Origin of the sequence: Nocardia sp. NPDC056952, from assembly GCF_042674185.1 — a bacterium.
Classification (GTDB): Bacteria; Actinomycetota; Actinomycetes; order Mycobacteriales; family Mycobacteriaceae; genus Nocardia.
In genome coordinates, this window is sequence record NZ_JBHURA010000005.1 from 454,642 (window position 1) to 469,233 (window position 14,592).

General features: G+C 68.5%; 12 protein-coding genes. 8 read left to right on the forward strand and 4 right to left on the reverse strand.

Annotated elements, in window-relative coordinates:
* Positions 1 to 131: 131 nt before the first annotated feature.
* The 3 genes from ACFTS5_RS20855 to ACFTS5_RS20865 all read right to left on the reverse strand — a co-directional run bounded on the left by ACFTS5_RS20855 (position 132) and on the right by ACFTS5_RS20865 (position 4,914).
* Positions 132 to 3,605 carry an indolepyruvate ferredoxin oxidoreductase family protein gene (locus ACFTS5_RS20855; protein ID WP_378633320.1) on the reverse strand — a complete coding sequence of 1,158 codons (3,474 nt, stop codon included), beginning with the start codon at positions 3,603 to 3,605 and terminating at the stop codon, positions 132 to 134.
* A gap of 198 nt (positions 3,606 to 3,803) precedes the next feature.
* Positions 3,804 to 4,289, reverse strand: a complete 486-nt coding sequence (locus ACFTS5_RS20860; RefSeq protein WP_378633322.1) for an Lrp/AsnC family transcriptional regulator — start codon at positions 4,287 to 4,289, stop codon at positions 3,804 to 3,806.
* A 46-nt stretch (positions 4,290 to 4,335) separates the two neighbouring features.
* Entirely contained in the window at positions 4,336 to 4,914 is a 579-nt protein-coding gene (locus ACFTS5_RS20865) for a dihydrofolate reductase family protein (protein WP_378633325.1), read from the reverse strand.
* 402 nt (positions 4,915 to 5,316) lie between these two features.
* Here ACFTS5_RS20865 and ACFTS5_RS20870 point away from each other — a divergent pair, with 402 nt between their 5' ends.
* From ACFTS5_RS20870 to ligA, 5 genes are all read left to right on the forward strand, one after another.
* On the forward strand, positions 5,317 to 5,751 hold the full coding sequence (locus tag ACFTS5_RS20870) for an ester cyclase (protein WP_378633327.1): 435 nt from the start codon (positions 5,317 to 5,319) through the stop codon (positions 5,749 to 5,751).
* 214 nt (positions 5,752 to 5,965) lie between these two features.
* Complete coding sequence (locus ACFTS5_RS20875; RefSeq protein ID WP_378633329.1) at positions 5,966 to 7,186, forward strand: cysteine desulfurase family protein; 1,221 nt, start codon at positions 5,966 to 5,968, stop codon at positions 7,184 to 7,186.
* Positions 7,186 to 8,304 carry a tRNA 2-thiouridine(34) synthase MnmA gene (mnmA, locus tag ACFTS5_RS20880; protein ID WP_378633331.1) on the forward strand — a complete coding sequence of 373 codons (1,119 nt, stop codon included), beginning with the start codon at positions 7,186 to 7,188 and terminating at the stop codon, positions 8,302 to 8,304. The genes ACFTS5_RS20875 and mnmA overlap by 1 nt, the downstream gene beginning before the upstream one ends.
* Positions 8,305 to 8,505: 201 nt before the next feature.
* A complete protein-coding gene (locus ACFTS5_RS20885) occupies positions 8,506 to 9,564 on the forward strand; it encodes a methionine synthase (protein WP_378633482.1) in 1,059 nt (352 codons plus the stop codon).
* A gap of 89 nt (positions 9,565 to 9,653) precedes the next feature.
* Positions 9,654 to 11,777, forward strand: coding sequence for an NAD-dependent DNA ligase LigA (gene ligA / locus ACFTS5_RS20890; RefSeq protein WP_378633333.1), 2,124 nt, complete (start codon positions 9,654 to 9,656; stop codon positions 11,775 to 11,777).
* Positions 11,778 to 11,798: 21 nt separating this feature from the next.
* Here the strand turns inward: ligA and ACFTS5_RS20895 are convergent, their stop codons facing one another.
* Positions 11,799 to 12,137: a hypothetical protein gene (locus ACFTS5_RS20895; protein WP_378633335.1), complete on the reverse strand. Its 339-nt coding sequence runs from the start codon at positions 12,135 to 12,137 to the stop codon at positions 11,799 to 11,801.
* A 315-nt stretch (positions 12,138 to 12,452) separates the two neighbouring features.
* On the opposite strand from ACFTS5_RS20895, the gene ACFTS5_RS20900 reads away from it, so the two are divergent.
* The 3 genes from ACFTS5_RS20900 to ACFTS5_RS20910 all read left to right on the forward strand — a co-directional run bounded on the left by ACFTS5_RS20900 (position 12,453) and on the right by ACFTS5_RS20910 (position 14,588).
* Positions 12,453 to 13,637 (forward strand): ATP/GTP-binding protein, encoded by a 1,185-nt coding sequence (locus tag ACFTS5_RS20900; protein WP_378633338.1) that lies wholly within the window; start codon positions 12,453 to 12,455, stop codon positions 13,635 to 13,637.
* A 20-nt stretch (positions 13,638 to 13,657) separates the two neighbouring features.
* Positions 13,658 to 14,002 (forward strand): hypothetical protein, encoded by a 345-nt coding sequence (locus tag ACFTS5_RS20905; protein ID WP_378633340.1) that lies wholly within the window; start codon positions 13,658 to 13,660, stop codon positions 14,000 to 14,002.
* A 70-nt stretch (positions 14,003 to 14,072) separates the two neighbouring features.
* Entirely contained in the window at positions 14,073 to 14,588 is a 516-nt protein-coding gene (locus tag ACFTS5_RS20910; protein WP_378633343.1) for a GNAT family N-acetyltransferase, read from the forward strand.
* The last annotated feature ends 4 nt before the right edge of the window (positions 14,589 to 14,592 follow it).

A 14,592-nucleotide genomic window follows, 5' to 3' on the forward strand; every position in this document is an offset into this window, starting at 1 on the left:
GGTGGTGATGCCGCGGGTACGCGGCGGTTCCGTTGTGCCGCTGGTGCGGCGACGTGGTGGTACCGCGGGGCGCTCGGCCGTGGGTCGTGGCAGCCGAGTGGCACCGTGGGTTCGGTGGCAGCGTGGTTCGGTCAGTCCTCGATACCGAGCTCGCGCAGCCCGGCGCGGTACAGCTCGACATTGCCGAGCTTGATGTCCTCGTAGCCGCGCACGACGTCGGTGAGTGCGGCTGCCGCGGTGGCTGTTTCGTAGTTCTCGGTGGTCAGATCGTGTGCCAGCCGGCGAACCATGCCGGTGTAGTGGGCCAGCAGTTCGCGTTCGACCTTGCGGACGTGGGCGTAGCCGAAGGGGTCGAGCTTGGTGCCGCGCAGGAACTTGCCCTTGGCCAGAACCTTCAGCGCCACATGCGACTTCGGCCGCAGACCGATCTTCTTGTCGCGGCCCAGCGCACGCAGCATCGGCGGGTGCAGCTTGTAGGTGAGCTTCTCGCCACCGGGCACCTGGGCCTGCACGTCGGCGAGGAAGTCCGGGTCCACGAGCAGCCGGGCCACTTCGTACTCGTCCTTGTAGGCCGTGAACTTGTACAGCCCGCGCGCGACCGCCGCACTGAATTCGGTGCGCTCGGAGACCGAACGTTCTGCCGCCCAGACGGATTCGACCGTCTCGAGGTATCGATGCGCCACCTTCGCGTTCTGGTAGCCGATCAGCTGAGCCGCTCGCAGCTCCACGATCCGGCGCACCTCGCCCTCGACGCTGGTGTTCGCCAGCAGCTCCGCGGGCGCCACCGGCTGGGTGCGTCGCGGCCGACGTGAGTCGACCGCCGCCGCGAACGCCGCCGGATCGGCCACGGCGACGCGCCCCCACCGGAACGCCGCGATGGTGGCGTTCACCGCGACACCGTTGATCCCGATGGCCTCCTCGATCGCCGCGACCGGCAGGCGCAGCCCGCCGTTCTGGACGGCCGCGCCCACGATCAGGAAATTGGCCGCCGCCGTGTTCCCGAACAGCGTCAGCGCCGCCGCGAGCGCGTCGAAGTGACTGATCGAATGCGTCACCGTGGCAAGCCGATCCAGCAGGGTGTCCGTCGCCGGGTAGGCCACCGACTTGTCGAAGACCATGTCGCCGGTCGGGGTCTGGCTCGTCGACGCCACTGCCACGGTGCTCGCCGCGTCGCCGTACTGGAGGTAGCGGGGGTCGGTGGCGGTGAGCAGGTCGACGGCGAGCAGGCAGTCGGCGCTGCCGGGAGTGAGCCGATTGGCCGGCTCCAATTCCCCTGTGGAGAACCGCAGGTGGGACAGCACCGGGCCGGCCTTCTGGCTCAGGCCGATCTGGTCCAGACTCTCCACCTCGTAGCCCGCGCGCAGGGCGGCGGTGGCCAGGACCTGGTTCACCGTGACGATGCCGGTACCTCCGATTCCGGCGATCAGCACGTTCTGCGTGCGAGTCGGCGCGCCCACGCCCGGGTCGGCCACGGCGGGCGGCTCGACGGGTTCGCGCCGCCGGGACTTGCCCTCGGCCGGATCCACCTCCACCGTCACGAAGGACGGGCAGTCGCCGTCCAGGCAGCTGTAATCGGTGTTGCACGAGGTCTGATCGATGCGGGTCTTGCGCCCGAACTCGGTCTCGACCGGCTGCACCGACAGGCAGTTCGACTTGGCGCCGCAATCACCGCAGCCCTCACATACGGCCTCGTTGATCACCACCCGGGTGTTGCGGGTCGGCAGTGTCCCGCGCTTGCGCTGTCTGCGGGCGTCGGCGGCGCAGTGCTGGTCATAGATCAGCACTGTGACGCCCTCGATCTCGCGCAGCAGTTTCTGCGCCTCGTCGAGCCGGTCGCGATGCCACAACAGCGTGCCCTTCGCCAGCGCTCGCTTGCTGTGCCGCTTCGGCTCATCGGCGCAGATGACGACCTTCCGGACACCCTCGGTGGTGAGTTTGTGGGTGAGCTGCGCGACGGTGATCCCGCCCTCCACGTCCTGGGCGCCGGTCATCGCGACGACCTCGTTCCAGAGCAGCTTGTAGGTGATGTTCACCCCGGCCGCGACGCAGGCCTGGATCGCCAGCTGCCCGGAATGGAAGAAGGTGCCGTCGCCGATGTTCTGGAACAGATGCGGCACATCGGTGAACGGCGCCTGCCCGATCCACTGACTGCCCTCACCGCCCATCTGGGTGAGCCCGGTGACCGCGCTGTCGGTGCGTCCGGACATGGTGACCAGGGTGTGGCAGCCGATGCCGCCGCCGCCGATCGAGCCGTCGGGCAGGGCGGTGGAGCGGTTGTGCGGGCAGCCGCTGCAGAAATAGGGCGTCCGCTTGGCGGAGAGAACTTCCAGCGGAAGTGCCGGCGGCGCTGCCCTTTTCAGCTCCACCCGTCCGCGTAGCACCCGGCGCAGCGGCGCCAGCAGCCGTCCGGCGGTGAGTTCGCCGTCGACCGGCATCAGGCGCGCGCCGCGCTCGTCCTGCTTGCCGAGCACGCGGGGCGCGTCCGGGGTGCCGTAGAGGATCTCGCGGACCTGCGTTTCGATGAACGCGGTCTTGTCCTCGACGACGATCAACTGCTCGAGCCCGCGGGCGAACTCGGTGAGCGCGGCCGTGCCCAGCGGATAGGGCATGCCGATGCGCAGCAACCGGATTCCGGCGCGGTGCATGGTCGCCTCGTCGACACCCAGATCCAGCAGAGCCTGGCGGACCGCGTCGAAGGTGGTGCCGGTGGCCGCGATCCCCACCTTCGCCTCGGCCGGGTCCACCTCGACGACGTCGAGAGCGTTGGCCGCACCGTACGCGTGCACCGTCGCCCAGCGCGGCCCGTACAGGTCCGCTTCGGCGAGCACGCTGTCGGTCGGAGCCGCCATCGGCCGCTGCCGGTAGACGAAAGTCGTTCCCTCCCACTGTACTTCGGGCACCGTCAGCGCGAGGTCGGCTACATCCGCGCCGACCGTCCACGCCCCGTCGGCGACATCGGCCACGATCTTCAACGCCACCACGCAACCCGACGCCCGCGACATCGCGATGCCCTGCATGCCGAGGGTGATGATCTCCTCGGCGTTGCGCGGGAACAGAACGGGCACACCCATGGCGGCCAGCGAGCGTTCGCTCACCGCGGGCACGGTCGACGACTTCGAGGCCGGATCATCGCCCACCAGCAGCAGCACGCCGCCGCGCGGATTCACGCCGTACATGTTGGCGTGCCGGATGGCGTCGGTCGCGCGGTCGACGCCGGGACCCTTGCCGTACCAGACTCCGACCACGCCGTCGTGGGTCGGCCGCCTGGCGGGCAGCTCGGCCTGGCTGCCCCAGACCGCGGTGGCGGCCAGTTCCTCGTTGAACCCGGGGACGAAGGTGATGTCGTGCTCGGTGAGCACCTCGGGCATGCCGAGCAGCATCTTGTCCACCCCGCCCAGCGGGCTGCCCTGGTAGCCGGAGACGAACGTCGCGACGCGGCGACCGGCGCGGATATCGCGCACGTGCTGTTCCACCAGCAGCCGGGCGATGGCCTGGACCCCGGTCAGCAGCACCGGGCCCGCGCCGGAGCGGTAGCGATCGGCGAGGTCGTAGGGCGCGGCCGGCTCGGCCGACGGTCGGGCAGTCGCACAGACGACGGTGGTCATGAACGCCTCACCACACTTTCCACAACCCAGATCGTGAGCTGCGCAACGAAGGAACTTGCTATCGGTGCTGCGAAATGTGCCGTGGAGGGGCAATCGGTGTCAACAGTCAGTCGAATAGTTGATCAGTCTGCTCAAAAGTGATCTGTACCACTGGGCTGGATGTGTCAATCTGCTCGAGGACGAGAGACCTGGGTCACATCACGGCTGATTCGTCCGGTTCGTCAGGTGCTCGACCAGCGGCAGGCTCCGATACCCGATCGGGGTGGCCAGGGCGAGCATGGTCTCGGTGTGGTTCACGCCGTCGATGGCGTGCACCCGCTGGATGATCTCCAGGAGATCCTGCTGCGATTGCGCGGCGATGCGCACCAGCAGATCGGCGCGGCCGGTGGTGGCGTGCACCTCGAGGACGTGCGGGAACCCGCGCAGCGTCTCGATGATCGGATCCATCTTGTTCTGATCGAGTTCGATGCCGAGGAAGGCGTGCACCGCGAACCCGATGGCCTGCACATCGATATCGGGCGGATAGCCCCGCACGGCACCCGACGCCTCGAGCCGCTTCATCCGCGCCTGCACGGTATTGCGGGCGACCCCGAGTCGCTGCGCCAGCTCGAGAATCGGCGCCCGCGGGTCACGGGCCAGTTCGGCCAGCAAGGCGGCATCGAGCGCGTCGAACTTGATGGTCATGGGCGCATTCTGACACGCACCGAACCCGGGAACCGCACACCTGATCTCAGCCGTGCAGGGTCGGCCGGTAGACGAGTTCCTGGATGTCGCCGTCGAGCGTCCGGCTCTCGAGCAGTTCGAGGTCGAAATCGGCCGCACCCCGGAAGATCGGGTCGTCACCGGTCTGTCCGGTGATCACCGGGAACACCGTCACCTGGACGCGGTCGACGAGCCCCGCGGCCATCAGCGCCCGGTTCATCGACAGGCTGCCGTGGGAGCGCAACGGCACGGCGGACTTCTCCTTGAGCTCGGCGACCACGTCGACGGCGTTACCGCGGGCGATCGTCGCGTCCGGCCAGTCGAGCGGCCCCTCCAGCGTGCTCGACACCACCGTCGCCGGGAGATCGCGCATCCGGGTGACCCAGGGGTCACGCACCTCCGCCACGTCGCCCGAAGCCAGCATCTCCGCGAACGCCCGATAGGTCTTGGGCCCGAACACCATCCGCTGATCCACCTCGAACAGCGCCAGCCGGTGGCCGAGCAGCTCCGGCCCTTGCTTGCCCCAGTACCCACCCCAGTCGCCCCCGCTGACGCTGCCATAGCCGTCGAGGCTGGAAAAGACATCGAATGTGTACGTGGTCGCCATCGGATTCTCCTTGTCGTCTGCGGGATGTATCGATGCAGACGACGTCGCCCCGGAAAACTCATCGCGCGGCGCGCCGACCGGGGAGGCCCGGTGGTCGTCGCCTTCGGTGTATCCGGCCGCGCTTTCTCGCTGTCGCCCCTTACCTTGCTTGCGAAAAAGGCGCACAATTATTCCGTACACCGGCTTCACGTTTGCGCCCGGTGGGGAGTCGAATGCTTGCCGGGCAACATCTGGGCGGGCATCCTCCGTGATGGCAGCGTCCTCGTATCGGGTTGTGACGGCTGGATTCCGTCGGCATCGCGGCCAGAGCGTCACACCATGCTGAACGCCGGGCGCGGCGAAGGCTGCCTGTAGTGACGAGCCCCTTCGCCGGTTCGGCGTCACTACCAGTTAGGAAACGCCATGTCAGAGCAGAACAAGGCTTCAGCCAAGCGCATCTTCGACGCGTGGAACTCGCGAGACCTCGATGTCTTCGACGAGGTCATGGCCGACGGCTGCATCAACCACGATCCGCAGAACCCGTTCGCCGAGGTTCATGGCCCCGAAGGCCTCAGGCGGCTCGTGCAGATGTATCTCGCCGCTTTCTCGGATCAACGGTTCCTGATCAACGAACAGATCGCCGAAGGCGACTTCGTCACCACCCGATGGACGGGAACCGGAACCAATGACGGCGAGATGATGGGTATGCCCGCCACCGGCAAATCGGCAGTTGTTCAGGGAATTACGATCAATCGTTTCGAGGACGGCAAGATCATCGAGAGTTGGGCCTCCTGGGACACGCTCGGGATGATGCAGCAACTCGGCGTAGTCCCGGCGGCGCACTCCGCGACAACCTGACCCGTGACGTGGCAGACCGCACCCACGCAATGACGCACGGAGGGAGCTGAGGTCGATCTGATCGAGCGGATTCCCGGCGTCTGTACCGTCGATCCGGGAATACCGATCGGTGATGCCCGCGTTGAGGATCCTGGGTAAATCGTCGAAAAATCGTAGGAAGCAGGGGTGGACCCCGAAGATGACCAGGTCAGCGGTGGTATAGGCTTTGTCGGTCATGAAGTCGGCTTATTCGGGTCCGGTCAACGGTGCGCCCAAGACGGTCTACCTCGATCACGCGGCGACCACTCCGATGTTGCCCGCCGCCGTCGAGGCGATGACGGCTGCCCTCGGGGCGGTCGGCAACGCGTCCTCGCTGCACGGATCGGGGCGGGCGGCGCGGCGGTCGCTGGAAGAGGCGCGCGAGTCGATCGCCGCTGATCTGGGTGCGCGGCCGTCCGAAGTGATCTTCACTTCCGGGGGTACCGAGAGCGACAATCTCGCCGTCAAGGGGATCTTCTGGGGGCGCAGGGCGGCTGATCCGCGGCGCACCAGGATCGTCACCAGCTCGGTCGAGCATCACGCGGTGCTCGATGCCGTGGAGTGGTTGGAGAAGCACGAGGGCGCGCAGGTCAGCTGGCTGCCGGTCGACGCGGAGGGCGTCGTCTCGCCGCAGGTGCTGCGCGAGGTGCTCGCCGCGCATGCCGACGAGGTGGCGCTGGTCAGTGTGATGTGGGCCAACAACGAGGTCGGGACCATCGAGCCGATCACCGAATTGGCTGCTGTGGCACAGGAATTCGACATCCCGATGCACAGCGACGCCATCCAGGCAGTGACCCAGATTCCGGTCGACTTCGCCGCGAGCGGGCTGGCCGCGCTGAGCGTGGCCGGGCACAAGGTCGGCGGTCCGCACGGGATCGGCGTACTGCTGCTGGGCCGAAGTGTGCCGTGTGTGCCGCTGGTACACGGCGGCGGGCACGAACGCGACCTGCGCTCCGGTACCCCCGATGTGGCCGCGGCGATCGGGATGGCCGCCGCGCTGCGCGATGCCGTCACCGACCTGCCCGCGCGCGCTCAGCGGTTGCGGGCGTTGCGCGACGAGCTGATCGACGGTGTGCGGGCCGCGGTGCCGGATGCCGTGCTCAACGGGCCCGCGCAACGACTGCCCGGCAACGCTCACTTCACGTTCCCCGGCTGCGAGGGCGACTCGCTGCTCATGCTGCTCGACGCCGCCGGTGTCGAATGCTCCACCGGTTCGGCCTGCAACGCGGGCGTCGCCTCGCCCAGCCATGTGCTGATCGCGATGGGTGTGCAACCGTGGCAGGCGCGCAGTTCGCTGCGCTTCACGCTCGGTCACACGTCGACCGGAGCCGATGTCGAAACACTGTTGACCGTGCTGCCGCAGGTCATCGATCGGGCCAGGGCCGCAGGCCTGGCCGGCGCTAGAGGAGGTGCCTGATGAGAGTTCTCGCCGCGATGAGTGGTGGTGTCGATTCCGCGGTGGCCGCGGCGCGGGCCGTGGACGCCGGGCACGAGGTGGTCGGGGTGCATCTGGCGCTGTCGGCGAACCCGGGCACGCTGCGCACCGGGTCGCGTGGCTGCTGCTCGAAGGAAGACGCCGGAGACGCGCGTCGCGCCGCCGACGTGCTCGGAATCCCGTTCTACGTCTGGGATTTCGCCGATCGCTTCAAGGAAGACGTGATCGACGACTTCGTCGCCGCCTACGCCGCGGGGGAGACCCCGAACCCGTGCCTGCGCTGCAACGAGAAGATCAAGTTCTCCGCGCTGGCCGATCGCGCGCAGGCGCTGGGCTTCGACGCGGTGGTGACCGGGCATTACGCGCGGCTCGACGAGGGTGTGCTGCGTCGTGCTGTCGACGCGGACAAGGACCAGTCCTACGTGTTGGCGGTGCTCACCGCCGAGCAGCTCGCGCGGGCGATGTTCCCGGTCGGTGACACCCCCAAGCCTCGGATCCGCGAGGAAGCCGCCGAGCGTGGGCTGGCGGTGGCGAACAAGCCCGACAGCCACGACATCTGCTTCATCCCGTCCGGGGATACCCGCGCCTTCCTCGGTGCCAAGATCGGCATCCGGCCCGGTGCGCTGGTCGATTCCGACGGCACGGTGCTCGGTAGTCACGAGGGTGTGCACGGGTTCACCGTCGGTCAGCGCAAGGGCCTCGGCCTGAGCCACACCGCCGCCGACGGCAAGCCGCGGTATGTGACCGGGATCGATCCCGATTCGGGGACCGTGAAGGTCGGTTCGGTCGAGGATCTGCAGGTCGACATCGTCACCGCCGACCGCGCGATCTGGACGTCCGGCGTGCGCCCGACCTCGTCGATCGAGTGCGTCGTGCAGGTGCGCGCGCACGGCGGGACCGCGCCGGCCGTGGTCGAGCCCGAGGGCGACGGCTTCGTCGCCAGGTTGCGTGAGCCGCTCACCGGCGTCGCCAAGGGTCAGGCCATCGTGCTGTACCTGCCCGACGACGACGGCGGCGACACCGTGATCGGCAGCGGCACCATCAACGGCACCGACCGTGCCGCGGACGTCGAGTCCGGTTCGTCGGCGGCGTCAGCCTGATCGTGTCGTGGTGGGTGCGCCGGTAGTCGGCGCGCACGGCAGGATGACGGGTGACGGCCCGCGCCGTGGTGCGGCGCACGGTTCGTGGTGGTCGGCGCCGATCCGGTGTGGACCACCGACCCAGACGACACGAAAGGTGTTGAGCGCGTGACGTTGTGGCGTGGTAGTGAGCAGTCCGACGACCGATCCGCGGCGGAGCCGGTGGACTTGCTCGCCGGAGCGTTCGCCACCGGTCTCGGTTCCTGGCCGGGCACCGATCCACTCGAGGCGGCGACCACCATCATCGGTGAACTGCCGGAACTGCCCCACCTCGTCGAACTTCCCGATCGCGGGATCGGCGCCGACATGATCGGGCGCGCCTCCGCGCTCCTGGTCGATCTGCGGTTCGACGCGACCACCCGCGGTTACCGGCTCGCCGACCGCCCGGGTTCGGTCTCGCGCAAGGCCCGCGACTTCGTGCGCGTCGATCTCGACGCGATCGAGGAAGCCTGGGAGACAGCGGGTCTCGTCGGTTCCGGCCGGGTGATCAAGATCCAGTCGGTCGGGCCGCTCACCCTCGCCGCCGAGGTCGAACTGCCCGGCGGTCATCGCATCCTCACCGATCGCGGTGCGCTGCGCGACCTCACGGACTCGCTGGCCGAGGGCCTTGCCCTGCACGCCGCCGAGATCGGTAAACGACTCGGGGCGAAAGTGGTTGTGCAACTGGACGAACCGCAGTTGACAACGGTTCTCGACGGATCGCTGACCGGCCCGAGCGTGCTCAACACCGTCCGTGCGCTGCCCGGGCCGGAGGCGATCCACTTCCTCGACGTCGTGATCAACGCCCAACCGGGACCGGTCGTCCTGCACACCTGCGCAGCCCGCCCGGCCCTGCCCACCCTGCGCCGCACCGCGGCCGCCGCCCTGTCCTTCGACGCGTCGACCATCACCACCGCCGACTTCGACGACATCGGCGAAGCCGTGGACTCCGGCAAGAAGCTGGCCCTCGGACTCATCCCCACCGAACCGCCCACGAGCCCGCTCACCTGGCGCACCGCCGCCGAGCCCGCGGTCCGGCTCGTGGACGACCTCGGTTTCCCTCGTGCGGCCCTCACCCAGGTCCTGGTCACCCCCACCTGCGGTCTGGCGGGAGCTCCGCTCGCGTGGTCTCGCAAGGCCCTCGCGCTGGCCGCCGACGTCGCCCGCGCCTTCGCCGAGGACCCGGACTCGCTCACCATCGAGCGGCCGGAACAGTCGCGGTCGGGCCGCGGTCATCGGTGAGGTAGTTCCCGCCGATCTCCACGAAATCTCGTTCCCGCACGGCTGCGACGTGCGTGGATGTGTCGGTGTGCTCGACTAACCTCGGGTGGGTGAGTGACAGCGACAGCGCGGTTTCTGTGAGTGCCGAAGCCGCTACGCCCGAGCAGCGGGTGCAGTGGCAGCAGTTGGCCGACGAGGTGCGTGGGCATCAGTTCCGCTACTACCTGCGGGACGCGCCGATCATCACCGACGGCGAGTTCGACGCGTTGCTTCGCGAGTTGCAGGCTCTCGAGGACGCGCATCCGGATCTGCGGACCCCCGATTCGCCCACGCAGCTGGTCGGCGGCGGATTCGCGACCGAGTTCACCGCGGTCGACCATCTCGAGCGGATGCTGTCGCTGGACAACGTGTTCGACTACGACGAGCTGCGCACCTGGGCGAGCAGGGTCGAAGCCGAAACCGGGTCCGGGCTGCACTATCTGTGCGAAGTCAAGATCGATGGCGTCGCGTTGAACCTCGTGTACGAGAACGGCAAGCTGGTGCGCGGCGCGACTCGCGGTGACGGGCGCACCGGGGAGGACGTCACCCTCAACGCGCGCACCATCGAAGACATCCCCGCAGAGCTCACCCCCACCGAGGAATTCCCGATCCCGGAGCTCCTGGAAGTTCGCGGCGAGGTGTATTTCCGGCTCGAGGACTTCGAGACGTTGAACGCGCAGATCGTCGCCGAGGGCAAACCGCCCTACGCGAATCCGCGCAATACCGCCGCCGGTTCGCTGCGCCAGAAGAATCCCGCGATCACCGCCCAGCGTCGGCTGCGGATGATCTGCCACGGGTTCGGCCGTATCGAGGGTTACCGCCCGGCCTCCCAGCACGAGGCCTACCAGGTACTGGCTGCCTGGGGCCTGCCGGTCTCGGCCCACACCCGCCTGGTCGAGGGCATCGACGCGGTCATCGAGCGGGTCGCCTACTGGGGCGAACATCGCCACGACATCGAGCACGAGATCGACGGTCAGGTGATCAAGGTCGACGAGACGGCCCTGCAACGCCGCCTCGGCTCCACCTCACGTGCCCCACGCTGGGCCATCGCCTACAAATACCCGCCCGAAGAGGCCACCACCACGCTGCTCAACATCGAGGTCAACGTCGGCCGCACCGGTCGGGTCACCCCGTTCGCGGTGATGTCGCCGGTCTCGATCGCCGGCTCGACCGTGTCGATGGCGACCCTGCACAATGCCTCGGAAGTGAAGCGCAAGGGCGTGCTCATCGGCGATACCGTGACGATCCGCAAGGCCGGTGATGTGATTCCCGAGGTCCTCGGGCCCGTCGTCGACGCGCGCACCGGTACCGAACGCGAATTCGTCATGCCGACGCACTGCCCCGAGTGTGCCACCGAACTCGCCCCCGCCAAGGAGGGCGACGCCGACATCCGCTGCCCCAACCAGCGGCATTGCCCGGCCCAGCTGCGCGAACGCGTCTTCCACCTGGCCGGTCGCGGCGCCTTCGACATCGAGGCCCTCGGCTACGAAGCCGCCAACGCCCTGCTCACCTCGGGCGCGATCGCCGACGAAGGCGACCTGTTCGCCCTCGACGCGCAGGATCTGCTCGGCGTGCCGCTGTTCACCAAACAAGATGGTGCCCTCTCGGCCAACGGTGCCCGCCTGCTCGAGAACCTCGAAGCGGCCAAGGACACTCCGCTGTGGCGGGTGCTCGTCGCGCTGTCCATCCGCCATGTCGGTCCGACCGCGGCCCGCGCGCTGGCCGCCGAGTTCGCGGACCTCGCGCGCATCGAATCCGCGACCGGAGAAGAACTGTCAGCCACCGACGGTGTCGGCCCCACCATCGCCGCGGCGGTCGTGGAATGGTTCACCGTCGACTGGCATCGTGCGATCGTCGACAAGTGGCGTGCGGCCGGGGTGCGGATGGAAGACGAGCGCGACGAATCCATCGAACGCAACCTCGACGGTCTGTCGATCGTCGTCACCGGATCCCTGCAGACCTTCAGCCGCGACGGCGCGAAGGAGGCGATCCTCGTTCGCGGCGGCAAGGCGGCGGGCTCGGTGTCGAAGAAGACCGCGTTCGTGGTGATCGGCGAGGCGCCCGGTTCGAAGGCGGCCAAGGCGGAAGAACTCGGCGTCCAGATCCTCGACGAAGACGGCTTCCGGCGGCTCCTGGAGGGTGGCCCCGACGCGGTCAGGGTCGCACCGGACGAGGATCCGGTCGTGGCGGACTAGCCGAGTCCGAACACCCCGGCGTCAGTTCGGGGTGACGGTGACCGTGTTGCCGATCTGGGTCTTCATGTCGAACGACGCGCACTGCCCGTTGCTGAGCTCCTGGGTACGCAGCGGCCGCTTCTTGATGTTGGTCTGGATCTCCACCGTCACATCGGTGCTCGTCATCGAGCACACCTTCGACACCGGAGCGTCGGTGTAGGACACCGACCCCGCACCCTGACACGAGTTGGTCGAGTTCCCCAGGAACACCCGCGCGGTTCCCGCCGGGCACGGATCGGCCAGCGCGCTGGGCGCACTCACCAGCGCCGCGGGCACGAGCGCTCCCGCGGTCACCGCGGCAACGACAACTCCGCGAACCATCACCCGAACCGCCACTGTTCCGCCTCTCCGTGAATTTCAGCCAGACTACGGGACAGGGAGGCTTTGTCGCGCGGCAAGCTATGAAGTGGTAGTCGCATTTGCCCGTGCCCGGTGAGTTACCCATGTCCTGACGAGATCAGGCGGGAGTCGGTGGCGCTGCGAGGCGAACGGGCACTGGTCATCGCGCACGGTCGGCTTGCGATTCGGCCAAGAACGCTGGAGCCGTGGACCAGCCTGTTGTGTCGGCGGACACCCCACGTCCCTTAGTCTTGCCAAGAATCTCGGAGAGGCGGACCCTTGCTGCGCAGTTTTCAGGTGACCAATCATGGATCGCTGGCGGAGGCTCAGCAGTTGCGGCTGACCAAGGGGGCCGGCGGGCCGTTGGCGGTGCCGGTGACCGCGGTGCACGGGGTGGCGGCGGCCGGGAAGACGAGCGTGATCGACGCGATCGGGCAGATGCGGGACGCGGTCCTGAATTCCGTGAGCGGATGGGATCCCTACGCGGGCCCGGTGCGGCGACCGCATCTCGGGTTCGCCGAGCGGCCGACGGAATTCGTGGCCGGATTCGTCGCCGAGGGCGTGCCCTATACCTACGGGTTCCGGCTCGACAACGCCGACGTGGTCGCGGAGTGGCTCTACACCCATCCTCGGTCGCGCAAGCGGATCGTGTTCGAACGCCGGGGTGACGAGGTGAAGATCGGGCCGATGTTCGAAGCGGCCCGGTACGGGGTGGCGGCGCTGGTGCCGTTGCTGCGGCCGAACGCGCTGCTGCTGAGTTTGGCGGGGCAGATGTACGCCGAGGCGCTCGTGCCCGCGTACCGGTGGTTCGCGGCGAATCTGACTGTGCAGCAAGGCGATGTCGACACCGACACCGACGCGCTCGCGCACGACCTCGGCAGCCATATCTCCCGCTCGCCCGACAACGCGGCGCGTCTGCTGATGCTGCTGCGCACCGCCGATCTCGGGATCGAGGATCTGCTCGTCGCCGAACACGATCCGATGTACGCGGACTACCTGCGCGATCTGGACGCCGAGATCGGCGCGCTGGCAGGCCATCTCGACCACCCCGAGCAGATTCTCGTGGATCGCGAACTGAGCACCCTTCGCGCGGCACGTGACGCGCTGTACCGGCGCATGGTCGACCGCCGCGGCGCGGGGCTGAGCCTGGTGCACGAGGGCATCGACGTCCCGTTCGAACTGGCCGACGAATCCACCGCCACCCGTTCGCTGCTGCGCGTACTGCCCGCCATGCTGGAAGCGCTCGATACCGGCCAGGTGCTCGCGGTCGACGATCTCGGAGTCGGCCTGCCGGTGGAGGAGACCGACCGCCTCGTCCAGTTGTTCCAGAACCCGGAGACCAATTCCCGTGGCGCACAACTGATCTACACCACCGCCGATCGAGCGCTGATCGACCGCGGCAACGGCCGCTCCCAGCGCACCCGCACGGCGGTGTGGCAGGTGCGCCGCGCGCTGGGGGTCAGCGAACTCACGCCGCTGTGAGCGGGGCATAGCATGGGCGCATGCTCGAAGTGGTGATGGCGGTAGCGCTGGTGACGATGCTGGTGGTGACGATCGCGGCCGTCGTCTCCGGGCGGACCGGCCGGGGCAGGGCGAACCTCGAACACGGGTCGCTCTACGTGACCGGTGTCAGCCCGCTGCCCGCGATGACCGGTGAGCACTACGTGACGATCACCGGCACCGTCACCGGCCCGTCGATCACCGGCAAGGTCGTCTACCGCCGCTTCGCCTGGGACGCCGCACACTGGCCCGCGCCCGGCGACCACCTCGCCGTGGCCTACCCGCCGCACAATCCCGACGACTGGCACACCGAGCACCCCGGCTTGCGCCCCTACCTCGGCTCCTGAGCGACCTCACCGTCCTCGCCGGGCATGGGTGAGTCGGAGCTCACAAGCGTCCGGATGGGACCATTCGGGGATGCACGGTACCGACGACCAGACCACCGGACTTCTGATCCGGCCCGCCCACCCCGACGAATACGACGCGGTCGCCGCGCTGACCGTCGAGGTGTACGTGGGCGACGGCTATGTCGCCGACGGGGACGACTACGTGCGCGAACTCGCCGACGTGCCGCATCGGGCCGCCGAGGCCGAGGTCCTCGTGGCCGTGCACGACGGGGAGGTCGTCGGCTCGCTCACGGTCGCGAAGCCCGGCACGCCCTACGCGGAGATCGCTCAGCCCGGCGAACTCGAGTTCCGGATGCTCGCGGTGTCGAAGCGGGCCCGCGGACTCGGCGTCGGCACCGCACTGGTACGCGCCGTCGTCGACGAGGCGCGATCAGGCGGTTTCGACGCGGTCGCGCTCACCACGATGTTCTCGATGGTCGACGCGCACCGGCTGTACGAGCGGCTCGGCTTTGTCGGTGTCCCCGAACGTGATTGGGCCACCCACGACGGACTGCAACTGTTCGTGATGCGGCTCGCGCTGCGCTGACCCG